Raw genomic sequence first — 15,183 nt, forward strand, 5'->3', positions numbered from 1 at the left:
TAGTGACGCGCGGACAAAATGATGCTAAAGGGCGCGCCAACAGCGGACAGATCGCGATATCAGTCGCCGTTCCGCCATTCATTTTCTGCCAATGTGCCGTCATGCGCCTCACCTCTTCCGGTTTGCTCCTGAAGTCCGCGGGCTTGCGGGGCGGTTACGTGTTTGAATTCGGGATCTAAAGACTATGTCCGTCACGGATGCGATCGTTGTCACCAAGCCGCAGGCGTACACGTCTGCCAGCGTCGAAAAGCCGTCCCTGATCGGGCTGTCGCGCGAGGAGATGGGGGCGGCACTCCGGGAAAGGGGCGTGGCCGAGAAGCAGATCAAGATGCGCGTCGCGCAGCTGTGGAACTGGATCTATGTGCGCGGGGTTTCCGATTTCGACCATATGACGAATGTCGCCAAGGACATGCGTGAAATGCTGAAGCAGCATTTCACCATCGCGCGTCCCGAAATCGTCGAAGAGCAAGTCTCGAACGACGGCACGCGCAAATGGCTGCTGCGTTTTCCCCCGCGCGGCGCCGGCCGCCCGGTCGAAATCGAAGCCGTCTATATCCCGGAAGAGGGCCGCGGCACGCTCTGCATCTCCAGCCAGGTCGGCTGCACGCTCACCTGCTCCTTCTGTCACACCGGGACGCAACGCCTGGTGCGCAACCTGACGGCGGAGGAAATTCTGTCGCAGCTGCTGCTTGCCCGCGACCGGCTTGGCGACTTCCCCGATCGCGAAGCGCCGCAAGGCACGATCATGCCTGCCGAGGGCCGCAAGGTCAGCAATATCGTGATGATGGGCATGGGCGAGCCGCTCTATAATTTTGACGCCGTCAAGCAGGCATTGCTGATCGCCACGGATGGCGACGGCCTGTCGCTCTCCAGGCGTCGCGTGACGCTTTCAACCTCCGGCGTCGTGCCGGAAATCTTCCGCACCGGCGAGGAGATCGGCGTCATGCTGGCGATCTCGCTGCATGCGGTGCGCGACGACCTGCGCGACATTCTCGTGCCGATCAACAAGAAGTATCCGCTGAAGGAGCTGATCGAGGCGTGCAAAGCCTATCCCGGCCTTTCCAATGCGCGGCGCATCACCTTCGAATATGTGATGCTGAAGGATGTCAACGACAGCCTCGAAGACGCCAAGGGGCTGATCAAGCTGCTGAAAGGCGTGCCGGCGAAGATCAATCTCATTCCGTTCAATCCCTGGCCCGGCACCAATTATCAGTGTTCCGACTGGGAGCAGATCGAGAAGTTCGCCGATTTCATCAATTCGGCCGGTTACGCCTCGCCGATCCGCACGCCGCGCGGGCGCGACATTCTTGCCGCCTGCGGCCAGCTGAAATCGGAGTCCGAACGCATGCGCAAGACCGAGCGCCTGGCCTTCGAGGCGATGATGATCGCCAATCACGGCGCCGACGACTGATCAGCAAGTTTGATCCTCGCTACAATTCTCCTGCATTGATTTAAGCATGCGCTTTTCCTAATAGTGCCGCCAAAATCAATCAGGAGGATACAAATGCGCCCGATTCTGCTCGCTCTTGCCGCCAGTTTGGCCCTTTCCCTGCCCGCAAAGGCTGACAACGTCACGGTCGCCGTGACGGCAATCGTCGAGCATCCGGCGCTGGATGCGGCCCGCAAGGGCGTTCTCGATGCGCTGACGGCCGCCGGCTATAAGGAGGGCGAGAACCTGAAATTCGTGTTCGAGTCGGCGCAGGGCAATCCGGCGACGGCAGCTCAGATCGCCCGCCAGTTCGCCGGCGACGAGCCGAATGTCATCGTGCCGATCTCCACGCCCTCTGCTCAGGCGGTCGTCTCCTCGACGCGCGACATTCCGGTCGTCTTCACCGCGGTCTCCGACCCGCTCGGCGCTCAGCTCGTCAAGAACATGGACAAACCAGGCGGCAACGTCACCGGCCTTTCCGACATGTCGCCGGTCGCCGAGCATCTGGCGCTGATCAAGGAAATCCTGCCCGATGTGAAAACCATCGGCTACCTCTACAATTCCGGTGAGGCCAATTCCGTTTCGCTGCTTGCCGTGCTGAAGGCCGAAGCCGAAAAGGCGGGCCTGAAGGTTGTGGAATCAGCCGCCACCAAGTCGGCCGAGGTCCAGGGCGCGGCCCGCGCCCTCGTCGGCCGCGCCGATGCGATCTACATCCCGACCGACAACACGATCATCTCCGCACTCGAAGGCGCCGTCGCGGTTGCCGAAGAAAGCAAGCTGCCGCTCTTCACCGCCGATACGGATTCGGTTTCGCGCGGTTCGGTCGCCGCCCTCGGCTTCAACTATTACGATGTCGGGAAGCAGACGGGCGAGATCGTCGTGCGGGTGCTGAAAGGCGAAAACCCGGGCGATATCGCGGTCAAGACCGCTGCCGGCAGCGACCTCGTCGTCAACAAGGCGGCGGCGGCCAAGATGGGCGTCACTCTGCCCGAGAGCGTGCTTTCCCGCGCCAACAAGGTCATCGAATAATCGGCCGTCGTTCGATCGACCATTCACATTCAGCCGCTCCCGTTTGCGCGGGGGCGGCTGAAGTATTAAAAAGCTGCGGTTTCGCGACGGGCGGAACGGTAACAAAAGGGGCTGAAAGCCTTGAGCCAAATCGCATTTTGGGGGGCCGTCGAGCTCGGTCTGGTCTATTCCTTCGTCGCTCTCGGCGTCTATCTCGCCTTCCGCATTCTCGACTTTCCCGATCTGACTGTCGACGGCTCGTTTCCGCTTGGTGCAGCGGTGACCGCGGTGCTGATCATTGCCGGCGTCAATGCCTGGCTTGCGGCTGTGGTCGCGATGGCGGCGGGTGCGGCCGCGGGCATGGTGACGGCGCTGCTCAACGTGCGCTTCAAGATCCTCAATCTGCTCGCCTCGATCCTGACGATGATCGCGCTGTTTTCCGTCAATCTGCGCGTGATGGGCAAACCCAACGTCGCCCTCATCAACGCCGATACGATGATCAGCCCGTTCTTCGGCCATGGCCTGCGCGATTTCTACGTGCGGCCGCTCTTCGTCGGCGTTCTCGTGATCGTCGCCCTCGTCCTGGTCTGGCGCTTCCTGGAAAGCGATGCCGGACTTGCCATGCGGGCGACCGGCGCCAATGCGCGGATGGCCCGGGCGCAGGGTGTCGATACCAGCCGGCAGATCTATCTCGGCATGGCGATCTCGAATGCGCTGGTGGCGTTCGGCGGTGCGCTGTTTGCCCAGACCAACGGCTTTGCCGACGTCACCTCGGGTGTCGGCACGATCGTCGTCGGTCTGGCCGCCGTCATCATCGGCGAGACGCTGCTTGGTCGCCGCGGCCTGTTGATCGCGTTGATCGGCTGCGTGCTCGGCTCGATCCTCTATCGCATTGCGATCCAGCTGGCGCTGTCCAGCGACGTCATCGGCCTGCAGGCCTCCGATCTCAATTTCGTGACGGCAGTGCTGGTCACCGTGGCGCTCATCCTTCCCCGTCTTCGCGGAGGTGCTCCATCATGATCAGCGTCAAGGACATCAAGGTCGTTTTCGGGCGCGGTACGCCGCTGCAGAAGCAGGCGCTGAACGGTGTCAGCCTGACCATCGAGCAGGGCTCCTTCGTTACCGTCATCGGCTCCAACGGCGCCGGCAAATCGACGCTGCTCGGCGTGCTCGCCGGCGATGTCCTGCCGAGCGAGGGGCAGGTGCTGATCGGTAAGAACGAGGTGACGCGCAAGTCGACGGCATCACGCGCCGGTCTCGTCGCGCGGGTCTTCCAAGATCCGCTGACGGGAAGCTGCGGTTCGCTGTCGATCGAGGAAAATCTTGCTCTGGCCGCCCGCCGCGGCGAGAAGCGCGGACTTGCGCCGGCGCTCGGGGGCAGCAGGCGCGACTATTTCCGCGAGCGGATCGCCGAACTCAATCTCGGGCTGGAAAACCGGCTGAAGGACCGCATGGATCTGCTATCCGGCGGGCAGCGTCAGGCGGTTTCGCTCGTCATGGCCACACTTGCCGGCTCGGAAGTGCTGCTGCTCGACGAACATACGGCCGCACTCGACCCTGGGATGGCGGAATTCGTGATGAACCTGACGCAGAAGATCGTGGCCGAGCGCAAGCTGACGACGATGATGGTGACGCATTCGATGCGCCAGGCGCTGGACTATGGCCACCGCACGATCATGCTGCATGGCGGCGAGATCGTTCTCGATGTCGCGGGCGACAACAGAAAGAACCTGCAGGTCGAGGATCTGATCGCGATGTTCCGCAAGATGCGCGGCCAGACGCTCGACGACGATGCTTTGCTGATCGGCTAGCGCTGACAGCGTGCTGATCGGCTAATTGGCCTGACATGGTGCTGATCATCTGGCCTGCGTGAGCAGGATTTTCGCGGCGAAGATCGAGAAGACGCCGGCGAAAGTATAGTCCATGCCGCGCAGCACCTTTCTGTTGTTCTGCAGCCAGGAAGCCAGCCAGTCGGCGGCGAAGATCACGCTGGCATTGACGGGCATGCCGATCAGAATGAAGCAAAGCCCGAGGAACAGCAGCTTCTGCGTGACGGCGGGATCGCCGGCGCTGACGAATTGCGGCAGGAAGGTCATGAAGAAAATAATGACCTTGGGGTTCAGAAGATTGACCCAGAAGCCAGACGAGATGTTCGAAAGCACTGTGCCCTTCTGTTCCTCGACCTTGGCGACGGTGAGCTTCGAGCCGAAGCGGATCGCCTGCACCGCCAGCCAGAGCAGATAGCCGGCGCCGCCGGTTTTCAGGATCAGGAAGGCGCTCGGCGAGGCAGTGATCAGCGCCGAAATGCCGAAGGCGACCAGCATGGTGTGAACGACGATGCCGAGACTGGTGCCGACGACGACGAAGAGTGCTGCATACTTGCCCTGGGCGAGCGCGCGACTGATCGACAGCGTCATGTCGGGGCCGGGGGTCGCCGCGAGCAGCAGCGTCGCGGCGGCAAAGCCGAGCAGCGTCGGCAGGCTGGGCAGGAAATCCATGGCACACTCCGAAAGCCGGAAAGACCTGACGATCTCTTATCCGGCTTTCGGAAAATTACCAATCAAACCTTCTCATGCGCGTCGCACGAAACTTGATTCATGCGACGCGCATTCGCTGTTTGTTTTGTGCATATCGTTCTCCCGGAACCGCTGCACACGTCCTGATGATATGCAGTGCCGCCGATCACTTCTGTTCGAGGAAGGCCTTGAACTTATCGGCATAGTCCTTGTGCCAGCGCGACAGCGGCGGGCGATTCTCGATGATGTCACCGGCCGCCCAGGCCATTCGGCGTTCGTCGACCGGCCGGGCCACATCGTTGTCGGGGCAGAGGATATAGAAATCGCCGCGCTCGAGGCTTTCGACCATGAAGTCGACGGTCTGCTCCGGTGTCCAGGCGCCGGCCGGTTTTTCCGCGCGGTCGCCCTTGGTGAGGCCGGTGAAGACGAAGCCGGGGATCAGAAGATGGGCGGAGATCTTGCCGCCGTCGATGTTGCGAAGCTCATGCTCCAGCGCTTCGGTAAAGACCTTCACGCCCGATTTGGAGATATTGTAGGCGGGATTGCCGGGCGGCGTGGTGATGCCCTGTTTCGAACCGGTGTTGATGATCAGGCCGGGCTCGCCGTGCGACAGCATCTTCGGGCCGAAGGTGCGCGTGCCGTTGATGACGCCCATCAGGTTGACGGCGAAGATATGGTCCCAGTTGGCCTGTGGGCTGAAGATCGAGGTTTCCGGGCCGATGCCGGCATTGTTCATCAGCACGTGTACACGGCCGAAACGCTGGAGCACGGCACGTTCGAGCGCCTCCAGCGACTCCCTGGATGCGACGTCGGTTTCGACCGCCATCACATTTTCCTCGCCGGCAATGGCCTTGAGTTGGTCGGCGGCCTCGGCCAGCCGATCGCCGCCGAGATCGGCGATGGCGACGCTCATGCCGCGCCCGGCGAAATATTTCGCCGCCGCCAGGCCGATGCCGGACGCGCCTCCGGTGACGACGGCAACATTGGATTTCTTGAAAATGTCTTGAATATTGGTCACGGGGAGCCCCTCCTCGATCATTGCTCGGACGTTGGCGAATATGGGCTCCGCTTTGGCGCTGTCAACGCTATCGCGCCGGCGGCTTGGCACTTGCCCTTGCGTCACGCGCCAATCTCGCTAAAAGTGCCGCGACACCGGGTTTTCGCCGGCCTTTTATGCAACGGACCTCATCATCATGGCATCATACAAAGACGTGAAGAAAGTCGTTCTCGCCTATTCCGGCGGCCTCGACACCTCGATCATCCTGAAGTGGCTGCAGACGGAACTCGGCGCCGAAGTCGTCACCTTCACCGCCGATCTCGGCCAGGGCGAAGAGCTGGAGCCGGCGCGCAAGAAAGCCGAGATGCTCGGCATCAAGGAGATCTACATCGAGGATGTGCGCGAGGAATTCGTGCGCGATTTCGTCTTCCCGATGTTCCGCGCCAATGCCGTTTACGAAGGCGTCTACCTGCTCGGCACCTCGATCGCCCGGCCGCTGATTTCCAAACATCTGATCGATATCGCCCGCAAGACGGGTGCGGATGCGATCGCCCACGGCGCCACCGGCAAGGGCAACGACCAGGTTCGTTTCGAACTCTCAGCCTATGCCCTGAACCCCGACATCAAGATCATCGCGCCGTGGCGCGATTGGTCCTTCAAGAGCCGCACCGACCTGCTCGCCTTCGCCGAACAGCATCAGATCCCCGTCGCCAAGGACAAGAAGGGCGAGGCGCCATTCTCCGTCGACGCCAACCTTCTGCATTCCTCTTCCGAGGGCAAGGTTCTCGAGGACCCCGCCCAGGAGGCGCCGGAATATGTGCATATGCGCACGATCTCGCCTGAGGCCGCGCCCGACAAGGCGACGGTGATAAAGGTCGGCTTCCGCAAGGGCGATGCCGTCTCGATCAACGGCGTCGAGATGTCGCCGGCGACGCTGCTGGCAACGCTCAACAATTACGGCCGCGACAACGGCATCGGCCGTCTCGACCTCGTCGAGAACCGTTTCGTCGGCATGAAGTCGCGCGGCGTTTACGAAACGCCCGGCGGCACGATCCTGCTCTCGGCGCATCGCGCCATCGAATCGATCACGCTCGATCGCGGGGCTGCGCATCTCAAGGACGAGATCATGCCGCGTTACGCCGAGCTGATCTATTACGGCTTCTGGTTCTCGCCGGAGCGCGAGATGCTGCAGGCACTGATCGACAAGAGCCAGGAGCATGTCGAAGGCGAAGTGACGCTGAAGCTCTACAAAGGCAATGTCATGGTCATTGGCCGCGAAAGCGAAAAGTCGCTCTATTCCGACAAGCTCGTCACCTTCGAGGACGATCAGGGCGCCTACGACCAGAAGGACGCAGCCGGCTTCATCAAGCTCAACGCGTTGCGCCTGCGCACGCTCGGGAAGCGCAACCTCGCGAAGTAAATCCCGGGTTCGCTTTCGAACGGGTTGGAGCCCGCCGGCATTGCCGCGCGGGCTCTATTTATTGCCGGTGATTCACGCGGCAGCCGCATCCACGCACGGCCTGACGTCACCGCGACTCGGTCCCCAGCTTTCGGCCCAGAGCGGCAGGCCGACAAGACCGGCTATCTCAGACGCGGCTTTCGCAGGATCAAGCCGTATCAGCTCTTCGCAATCCGTCACGGCAAACCCGTCCTCCGCCTGATCGAGGCAGGTCACCGCCAGTCCGGCTCTAACCGTGGTACCGTTGCGGTCCACCGTTAGATCGCGGGTTATGGCCTCACGCAACAGGCCGAGATCAAGCGGGGCGAGCCTCAGGCACCCTTGCCACTCGTTCGGCGCGTTGGTGGGGTCGACGACATTGACGCCAGGAAGTGTCGGAGTTTCCCCCTTGAGGGGGCCTGCGCCGTGCCGGGTGGTGTAGCAGCGTGTCGCATATGTTGCTTCGAGTTCGGTGATGCCGGCTTCGGCTGCAATAGCGAGCATATTGGCGAGCCCGGTATTCGAGCGGGTGACGTGGGGGAAGGCGCCACAATCCTGATCGAGCCCGAGGCCCTGCGCCGCCTCGAAAATGACGGCACCGCGTTCGCACAGCCGTCGGTCGGGCCAGAGCGTGACGCAGTCGAGATAGGCGGCGCAATCGGCCTCGAAGCGGGCGATGGTGGTGTCGTCGGCCAGCGCGGCGGCCAGTTCTGCGGGCAGGGCGGTGATGCCGAGCGCGGCCAGCCGGATAGGCACCCAGGCATCGCGGATCGAAACAAGGCGGGCGTGCAGATCGGGGCGGAACAGATCCTTGGTCGAGAGGGCGAAATCCGGGTGCAGATTGCGCTCGATGGTCTCGCCGAAGCCGAGGCCGCAGCTGCCGTGACGGGCAGTGCCGCGCGCCAGCTCCAAGGCCTGGTTGATGATGACGTCGAAGGGCGTGGTGATCGGTGCCCGCGGGTCGCTGCTGATCTCAGGCCTCGCCCCGAGCTGGCTGAGATCCGCCAGCTCGCCGAGCAGCAGCATCGGATGGGCGACGAAAAAGCGGCTGAAATGCGTGGCGGCCCCGGCAAAGCTGCCCGAGCCGATGTGATGGAAGACATGGCGGCGGCCAGCGGGATCGACCACGGTGTGGCCGGCCTGAGCGCCGCCATTGCTGCGAACTACCACGGCCCTCGGCGTGGCCGCGGCAAGGCGATCGACCATCAGCCCCTTGCCTTCGTCGCCATAAAGCGCGCCGATCACGGCCTGTGCTCGAGTGCTCATCTTCTGCTCCTCAAAATGGTTCCCGGAGCGCGCCGGGCTTTTTTTCTCTACGATTTGGGGCCAGAGCGGTTCAGCTTTTTATGGGTGCTCAGAACCGCTCCAACCTTTTGTTTTTAAATCCCCCGGAAAGCGTCTCGCACTTTCCCGGCTTAGAAGAACGGCAATAGGCGCCGCTTCGGGCGTTCGCCGATGGCCTTGGCGACGACTGCGGCAGCCGCACCCGGCCAGCTGGCGGCCACCTCGCCGGCATCCCGGCCCTCGGTGATCTCGATGATCGACACCACCAGTTCGGCGATGCGCCTGTGGTCATCGAGCACGAAGGTCCGGCCTGGCAGCAAGGGCTGCCAGCTCGCCAGCACCCGATCGAGCCGCGCGGCTGCGTAACCCTCGCGGATGACGATGTGGAAGACCTCATAGGCTCTCTGCGCCATCGCCAGGCATTCTCGGGCGCTCAGACCGCGCGGCGGTTCGATGCCGAAGATGCGAGCGATCTGGTCGGCAGTCAGGCCATTGTGAACCGGCTCGTCGCCAATGGTGAAAAGATAGCCTTTGCGGCCGCGCCTCTCGAAGGCATCGGTCGAGGTTTTGAGGGCTGCCAGAAGGTGGGCGGCGCTGTAGCTCTCGCCGTCATTGCCGCCGCCATTGCCTTCGAGCCACAGGGCGCGGATCTGGCTGGCAAGCGAGATGTCGGCCTCGAACTGGGTGGCCTGCAGCGGTGCGGTATCGGTATACGCATCTCCGATCGCCGCCACCATGATATGCGGATCGGATACCGGCCGGCGGTCATAGATCTCCGATGTCAGTGTGATGAGCCCGCCGCGCATGAGCTCGTGGGCGATCATGCCCATCGAGCCGGTCACATCCGAGGCGAGAATAATCGGAGTCGACTGCGGATTGTAGCCGCTGTCGCGGCTCTCGCGGGTGGCAAAGCGCGCCGGATCGAACCGGGGGTCGATGCCGGTGGCGCCGAATACTTCGGATCGGCTGCGGCCATCCACATGGCGTGCGTTGTAGGCCGCCCAGTCGGCTGTGCTGAAACGTCCCATACCCATGGCATCACTCCTTTGCTGTTGCCTTGGCGATCAGGCTTGCAGGTTCTGCCCGCTGCCCTCGTTAGCAATCATATAGACTTGCAAATTGCATTTTGCAAGTTGCTATTTGCAAATTGTTATTTTTATGATTGGCCGTTATGAAAGCCCGGAACGCTCACCAGAAAGATGCCAATGGCAGAAGCTGAATTCGCGCGGCCGATCGTGACGGTCGACATCGTCTTGCTGACGCTGCACCAAGGACGATTATGCGTGGCCTTGCTGCCGCGGCCCGCCGAGCCCTTTGCCGGCGTTCCGGCGCTGATCGGCGGCTATCTGCACGTTGACGAGGATGCCGATGCGGAGTCGGCGGTGCGGCGCATCCTCAAGGCCAAGGCAGGGCTTGAGGGCATTTTCTTCGAACAGCTGGCGACCTTCGCTTCGGCGCGGCGAGATCCTCGCGACTGGTCGGTATCGATCGCCTATTTTGCGCTGGTCCCGCAGGGAGCGTTGGAGGGTGCCGCCAGCCCCCTGGAATTGCGGCCGGTCGAGACCGCAGGCGAACTGCCCTTCGACCATCAGGAGATCGTCATCGCCGCGCTGGCGCGGCTGCGCGGCAAGGGCGCCTACTCGACCATTCCGGCAAGGCTGCTTCCCGAGGTCTTCACGATGTCGGAACTGCAGGCAATCTATGAGACGGTGATGGGCGAGCGGTTGGACCAAAGCGCCTTTCGCCGCAAGGTCAACGATCTTGATCTGCTCGAAGTGGTCGAGGGCGAAAAACGACAGACCGAGCGGGCCCGGCGACCGACGACGCTCTATAGGCTGAAGACGCCGGTCGCTGTGTTCGATCGAAGAATTTGAGTGGCCAGCGTCCAGAGATCACTCCTGCGCAAGCAATGTCCTTACCGGGGCAAATTGGCGAGCATAGAAAATTCGTACTGACAGAACAACGCCAGCGATCAGGACTACCACCCCAGCGACTTCGATCGGTGTTGGCCAACGAGCGTGCACGATAAGTCCGCCGATGACACCGAAGGCTGTTTCCGAAACGATCAGCTGCGCAGCCAGGGCAACGGGCAGGCTGCGTGAGGCAATGTTCCAGGCCCAGACGCCGCCTGCGGTTGCCAGCAGCGCGAAAGACGCACCCCAAACATACAAGTTGCCAGCGGCATTCCAGCCGAATCCCAGTGCTGGAAGCTGGAAGAGGTCCATTGCGGCACCGACGGGATAGAAGGCCAGCATCAAGACGCCACCTCCGACCAATATCAGGGCCGACCACACACCGGAGGGCATTTCCGGGCGAGCGGCGAGTGCAGCCTGATTGGTGAGAGCGAACCAGACCCAAAGTCCCACGGCAGCGAGCGCCAGCGGCACGCCAACCCACAAGGATTCGACGGAGTTCAATCCCTGAGCCGTGAATGCCGTGCCGTTGACGAGGATAAGGCCGGCCAGCACAAGCGCCAAAGGCGCCATGAGGGATCGCCACGGCAATGATCCCTGACGTTGATTGCCAATGACCATCAACACGATCGGCACCAGACCGAGAAAGGCCGGAGCGATCACGGGGCCGGCAAAGACGGCTGCTCCCGTCACCGTCAGGAAGTAACCGACATATCCGATGAAGGCGAGCCAGATGGCCTGTAAACAGTTCCGAAGTGTGAGATGGCGCACGACGCGCTTTTCCGAAAACAGAATGTATATCCCGACCAGACCCGAGACAACATGACGGATGAGGGCGAAATCAAAGGTGGAATAATCACCGATGATGAAGGGCACAACAAAGTTGAGCGAAAAGGCAAAGGCCGCAAACAGAGCGGCTGAGACGCCGATATAGAAGAGTCTGTCCATCATGTTCACCCTCTTGAAGTTGCGTCACTTTAACCTTCGACCTCGGTGATGCCGGCAGTCGGTTGGCAATCAAGGGAAAGCCTTGATCGAATGGGCGAAATTTACTTGCCGAAAGCCCAGGCCGGTACCCAGCGAAAATGAGAACCACCCTCTCGATGCTCATCCATGCCGCTTTACATCGCCATTTAACCGCCCTTGACGGATACCCGGGATGGCTTACTCTGCCGCGGTCATCCTCCGGAGCATCTCCATGACTCAGTCCCTGGTCTTCGGCGCCTTCCTGGCGGCGCTCTTCTACGTGCTCATTCCGGGACCCGCCTTCCTGCAGCTGCTCGGCATCGGTGCCGGGCAGGGCCGCAAGGCCGGCGCTTTTTTCATGATGGGGCATCTGGTCGGGGATCTCATCTGGTCGTCACTGGCGCTGATCGCGATCGTCGGCGCCAAGACGATCGGAACCTTTGTCTTCGACCTGCTCGGCCTTGCCTGCGGCTTCTACCTTGCCTGGATCGGCTGGAGCGCCGTCAATGCCAAGCCGAAAGCCGAGGGACAGGCTCTGGTGGTGGTCGAGCGGCCGTTTCGCCGCGGGCTGATCTTCGGCGTCACCAATCCAAAGGGCTATCCCGTGGCGCTCGCCACCTTCACCGCACTGGTCGCGGGCTCTGCCGGGGCGCTTGATTTCGAGGCCTTGCCGATGCTTCTCTGCGTGTCCTTCGTCGGTTTCGTGACGGCCGACATCATCCTGATCGGCATCATCGGCGCCGGCGCGGTTCGCCGCTTCTATCGCGCCCATGAGCGGCTGATCGTGCGCTGCTCCGGCGTCCTCTTCATGGGGTTTGCCGCACAGGCACTCTGGCACGCAACGCCCGGCCTCATCGGCTGGCGCAAGGCCTGATTCAACTATCCAGGAAATCGACGATCGATTTCAGCGTCTGGACTTCATCGGGATCGCCGATCGATGTGGCGATCTGCAACTGACTTTTGTAATAATCGAGAAAGTTGAAGCTCGTGCCGTCGGTGACGCTGGAGAGATCGATGACGTTGCCGAGCGGATCGATCGCGTGCATCGGCAGAGGCTCGGAGATCGCAGCGTAGGTGTTCTGATCGATCACGCCGCTGTCGAAACTCTGACGCGCGTAATTGCGCAGTTCACCAGGGCTGACCGCAGTGAAATCCGGACTTTCATCACTATTGTCGTCGATCTGGAACGAGACCGGGGCGGGAGCTCGGGTCTCGAATTCAATATCAGAGGTCTTCGAACTTTTTGCGTTATTAGGGTTGTTTTTAAATAGCAAACTCTGAGAAGACCGCACAGAAAAAATTTCCATGGCGCATGTCCCCGTGCAGGAAGAAACATGGGAAAACTAGCGCCCGCCCGTGATTCGCGTCAATCGTTAAAGAATGGTTAATTTTCGCGCGTCAATTTTTGTCCACCAGATTTTGCAGGCGAGGCAAAAGGTCCTTGCCGCATACCAATTCTACGACAGCTCTCCTATATTGACGAACCCGTGCATGCCAAAAAGGAATTCTCCGATGCCTTCTCCCCATGATTTCAATCCGGCGCTGGTGACTTGGGACGGCCTTCACGGCCTGCCGCGTTTCGATGCTGTCGATGACGGCGATTTCGCCGCCGCCTTCGAAGCGGCGCTTGCCGCCCATGAACGGGAGATCGACGAGATCGCCGAAAATGCCGAGGCGCCGACATTCGACAATACGGTCACGGCGCTGGAGATCGCCGGCGATGCACTGTCGCGCGTTTCGGCGCTGTTCTGGAACAAGGCGGGCGCGCATACCAATGATGTGATCCAGGCGCTGGAGCGGGAGATCTCGCCGAAGATGTCGCGCCACTATTCGAAGATCGGCATGAATGCCGCGCTCTTTGCCCGCATCGACACGCTCTGGGAAAAACGCGAAAGCCTCGGCCTGACGCTCGAACAGACACGCGTGCTGGAGCGCCACTGGAAAGGCTTCGTCAAATCGGGCGCCAAGCTCGAGAAGGCCGAGCAGGAGAAACTCGCCGAGATGAATGAACAGCTTGCCGGTCTCGGCACGCAATTCGGCCAGAACGTGCTTGCCGATGAGAAGGCCTGGGCCTTGGTGCTTTCCGATGGGGCCGAACTCGACGGGCTGCCGGCATTTCTGCGCGACGCGATGGCCGCGGCGGCGCGCGAACGCGGCGACGAGGGCAAATATGCGGTGACGCTGTCGCGCTCGATCATCGAGCCGTTCCTCACCTTTTCGGAGCGCCGCGATCTGCGCGAGCAGGCTTTCAAGGCTTGGGTGGCGCGCGGCGAAAATGACGGCGAAACGGACAATCGCGGCGTCATCAAGGAAACGCTGGCGCTGCGCCATCGGGTGGCGAGCCTGCTCGGTTACGGCAATTTCGCCGAGCTGAAGCTCGACAACACGATGGCAAAGACGGCGGAGGCGGTGAACGACCTGCTCAAAGCCGTCTGGGCGCGGGCGGTGAAACGTGCCGGCGAGGAGGAGGCCGATATCGCGGCGCTGATCGCCGAGGAGGGGCGTAACCACGAGGTGATGCCCTGGGACTGGCGCCATTACGCCGAAAAGATCAGGGCGCGGAAATTCGATTTTTCCGAAGCCGAGCTCAAGCCCTATCTGCAACTCGAGAAGATCATCGAGGCCTGCTTCGACGTGGCCCAACGGCTGTTCGGTATCCGCGCCGTCGAGAAGAAGGGCGTGGCCGCCTATCACCCGGATGTCAGGGTGTTTGAGATCCGGGACCGCGAAGACCGGCTGGTCGCCCTCTTCCTCGGCGATTATTTCGCCCGCGGCTCGAAACGATCGGGCGCTTGGATGAGCTCGCTGCAATCGCAGCACAGGCTCGAACTGAAGAATGGCCGCCACGGCGAGCTGCCAATCATCTACAATGTCTGCAACTTCGCCAAGCCGGCCGAGGGCAAACCGGCGCTGCTGTCGCTCGACGATGCGCGCACGCTGTTCCACGAATTCGGCCACGCGCTGCACGGCATGCTGTCGAATGTCACCTACCCCTCGGTCTCCGGCACCGGCGTTTCGCGCGATTTCGTCGAGCTTCCCTCACAGCTCTACGAGCACTGGCTGACCGTGCCCGCTATTTTGAAGCGTTATGCCGTGCATGTCGAAACCGGCGAGCCGATGCCGCAGGCGCTGCTCGACAAGGTGTTGGCCGCGCGCACTTTCAATGCCGGCTTCAACACCGTCGAGTTCACCTCGTCGGCGCTTGTTGATATGGCCTTTCACACGCGAGAGGCGGTCGCCGACCCGATGGCGGTGCAGGCCGAGGTGCTGGCCGAGATCGGCATGCCGAAGTCGATCGTCATGCGCCACGCGACGCCGCACTTCCAGCATATCTTCTCCGGCGGTTATTCGGCCGGCTATTACTCCTACATGTGGTCGGAGGTGCTCGACGCCGACGCCTTTGCCGCCTTCGAGGAGACGGGCGACGCCTTCAACGGCGAGATGGCGCGCAAGCTCAAGGAAAACATCTATTCCGTGGGCGGCTCGGTCGATCCGGAGGACGCCTACAAGGCTTTCCGCGGCAAGCTGCCGAGCCCGGATGCGATGCTGGTCAAAAAGGGACTTTCGACCTTCGAGGAATTGACAGGCAGCGACGCCTAAGACAATTTGATGACACGCTTCGATGCGGCATG

The 15,183-nt window shown here is 61.8% G+C and carries 14 protein-coding genes; 8 read left to right on the plus strand and 6 right to left on the minus strand.

Going from position 1 to position 15,183, the window contains the following annotated elements; all coding sequences use genetic code 11:
* Positions 1-184: 184 nt before the first annotated feature.
* The 4 genes from rlmN to FHX03_RS22650 all read left to right on the plus strand — a co-directional run bounded on the left by rlmN (position 185) and on the right by FHX03_RS22650 (position 4,248).
* A complete protein-coding gene (gene rlmN, locus FHX03_RS22635) occupies positions 185-1,411 on the plus strand; it encodes a 23S rRNA (adenine(2503)-C(2))-methyltransferase RlmN (protein ID WP_183855546.1) in 1,227 nt (408 codons plus the stop codon).
* Between the two features lie 93 nt (positions 1,412-1,504).
* Complete coding sequence (locus tag FHX03_RS22640) at positions 1,505-2,458, plus strand: ABC transporter substrate-binding protein (RefSeq protein ID WP_097624940.1); 954 nt, start codon at positions 1,505-1,507, stop codon at positions 2,456-2,458.
* A gap of 120 nt (positions 2,459-2,578) precedes the next feature.
* Entirely contained in the window at positions 2,579-3,457 is an 879-nt protein-coding gene (locus FHX03_RS22645) for an ABC transporter permease (protein ID WP_183855548.1), read from the plus strand.
* Positions 3,454-4,248 (plus strand): ABC transporter ATP-binding protein, encoded by a 795-nt coding sequence (locus FHX03_RS22650; protein WP_097624939.1) that lies wholly within the window; start codon positions 3,454-3,456, stop codon positions 4,246-4,248. The genes FHX03_RS22645 and FHX03_RS22650 overlap by 4 nt, the downstream gene beginning before the upstream one ends.
* A gap of 45 nt (positions 4,249-4,293) precedes the next feature.
* Here the strand turns inward: FHX03_RS22650 and FHX03_RS22655 are convergent, their stop codons facing one another.
* On the minus strand, positions 4,294-4,935 hold the full coding sequence (locus tag FHX03_RS22655) for a LysE family translocator (RefSeq protein WP_097624938.1): 642 nt from the start codon (positions 4,933-4,935) through the stop codon (positions 4,294-4,296).
* 184 nt (positions 4,936-5,119) lie between these two features.
* Entirely contained in the window at positions 5,120-5,971 is an 852-nt protein-coding gene (locus FHX03_RS22660; RefSeq protein WP_183855550.1) for an SDR family NAD(P)-dependent oxidoreductase, read from the minus strand.
* 175 nt (positions 5,972-6,146) lie between these two features.
* Between FHX03_RS22660 and FHX03_RS22665 the strand changes: the two genes are divergently transcribed.
* On the plus strand, positions 6,147-7,370 hold the full coding sequence (locus tag FHX03_RS22665) for an argininosuccinate synthase (RefSeq protein WP_097624937.1): 1,224 nt from the start codon (positions 6,147-6,149) through the stop codon (positions 7,368-7,370).
* Positions 7,371-7,442: 72 nt separating this feature from the next.
* Here FHX03_RS22665 and FHX03_RS22670 read toward each other — a convergent pair whose 3' ends face one another.
* Positions 7,443-8,654, minus strand: a complete 1,212-nt coding sequence (locus FHX03_RS22670) for an adenylosuccinate synthetase (protein ID WP_183855551.1) — start codon at positions 8,652-8,654, stop codon at positions 7,443-7,445.
* A 149-nt stretch (positions 8,655-8,803) separates the two neighbouring features.
* Positions 8,804-9,706, minus strand: coding sequence for a hypothetical protein (locus tag FHX03_RS22675; RefSeq protein ID WP_183778408.1), 903 nt, complete (start codon positions 9,704-9,706; stop codon positions 8,804-8,806).
* Positions 9,707-9,877: 171 nt separating this feature from the next.
* Between FHX03_RS22675 and FHX03_RS22680 the strand changes: the two genes are divergently transcribed.
* Complete coding sequence (locus FHX03_RS22680) at positions 9,878-10,546, plus strand: NUDIX hydrolase (RefSeq protein ID WP_097624934.1); 669 nt, start codon at positions 9,878-9,880, stop codon at positions 10,544-10,546.
* Between the two features lie 18 nt (positions 10,547-10,564).
* Here FHX03_RS22680 and FHX03_RS22685 read toward each other — a convergent pair whose 3' ends face one another.
* On the minus strand, positions 10,565-11,533 hold the full coding sequence (locus FHX03_RS22685; RefSeq protein WP_183855658.1) for a DMT family transporter: 969 nt from the start codon (positions 11,531-11,533) through the stop codon (positions 10,565-10,567).
* Positions 11,534-11,783: 250 nt separating this feature from the next.
* Here FHX03_RS22685 and FHX03_RS22690 point away from each other — a divergent pair, with 250 nt between their 5' ends.
* Positions 11,784-12,425: a LysE family translocator gene (locus FHX03_RS22690; RefSeq protein WP_097624933.1), complete on the plus strand. Its 642-nt coding sequence runs from the start codon at positions 11,784-11,786 to the stop codon at positions 12,423-12,425.
* A gap of 1 nt (position 12,426) precedes the next feature.
* On the opposite strand, the gene FHX03_RS22695 is transcribed toward FHX03_RS22690, so the two are convergent.
* Entirely contained in the window at positions 12,427-12,858 is a 432-nt protein-coding gene (locus FHX03_RS22695) for a hypothetical protein (RefSeq protein ID WP_183855553.1), read from the minus strand.
* Positions 12,859-13,063: 205 nt separating this feature from the next.
* Between FHX03_RS22695 and FHX03_RS22700 the strand changes: the two genes are divergently transcribed.
* Complete coding sequence (locus FHX03_RS22700) at positions 13,064-15,151, plus strand: M3 family metallopeptidase (RefSeq protein WP_183855555.1); 2,088 nt, start codon at positions 13,064-13,066, stop codon at positions 15,149-15,151.
* Positions 15,152-15,183: the final 32 nt, after the last annotated feature.

It is taken from the genome of Rhizobium sp. BK456, from assembly GCF_014194045.1.
Taxonomy (GTDB): Bacteria; Pseudomonadota; Alphaproteobacteria; order Rhizobiales; family Rhizobiaceae; genus Rhizobium; species Rhizobium redzepovicii.

Bases quoted from the DNA above. Each gene is read 5' to 3' on its own strand.
- FHX03_RS22680 (WP_097624934.1), top strand. From the start codon at position 9,878: ATGGCAGAAGCTGAATTCGCGCGGCCGATCGTGACGGTCGACATCGTC.
- FHX03_RS22695 (WP_183855553.1), bottom strand. From the start codon at position 12,858: ATGGAAATTTTTTCTGTGCGGTCTTCTCAGAGTTTGCTATTTAAAAAC.
- rlmN (WP_183855546.1), top strand. From the start codon at position 185: ATGTCCGTCACGGATGCGATCGTTGTCACCAAGCCGCAGGCGTACACG.
- FHX03_RS22690 (WP_097624933.1), top strand. From the start codon at position 11,784: ATGACTCAGTCCCTGGTCTTCGGCGCCTTCCTGGCGGCGCTCTTCTAC.
- FHX03_RS22675 (WP_183778408.1), bottom strand. From the start codon at position 9,706: ATGGGTATGGGACGTTTCAGCACAGCCGACTGGGCGGCCTACAACGCA.
- FHX03_RS22670 (WP_183855551.1), bottom strand. From the start codon at position 8,654: ATGAGCACTCGAGCACAGGCCGTGATCGGCGCGCTTTATGGCGACGAA.
- FHX03_RS22665 (WP_097624937.1), top strand. From the start codon at position 6,147: ATGGCATCATACAAAGACGTGAAGAAAGTCGTTCTCGCCTATTCCGGC.
- FHX03_RS22640 (WP_097624940.1), top strand. From the start codon at position 1,505: ATGCGCCCGATTCTGCTCGCTCTTGCCGCCAGTTTGGCCCTTTCCCTG.
- FHX03_RS22685 (WP_183855658.1), bottom strand. From the start codon at position 11,533: ATGGACAGACTCTTCTATATCGGCGTCTCAGCCGCTCTGTTTGCGGCC.
- FHX03_RS22700 (WP_183855555.1), top strand. From the start codon at position 13,064: ATGCCTTCTCCCCATGATTTCAATCCGGCGCTGGTGACTTGGGACGGC.
- FHX03_RS22650 (WP_097624939.1), top strand. From the start codon at position 3,454: ATGATCAGCGTCAAGGACATCAAGGTCGTTTTCGGGCGCGGTACGCCG.
- FHX03_RS22655 (WP_097624938.1), bottom strand. From the start codon at position 4,935: ATGGATTTCCTGCCCAGCCTGCCGACGCTGCTCGGCTTTGCCGCCGCG.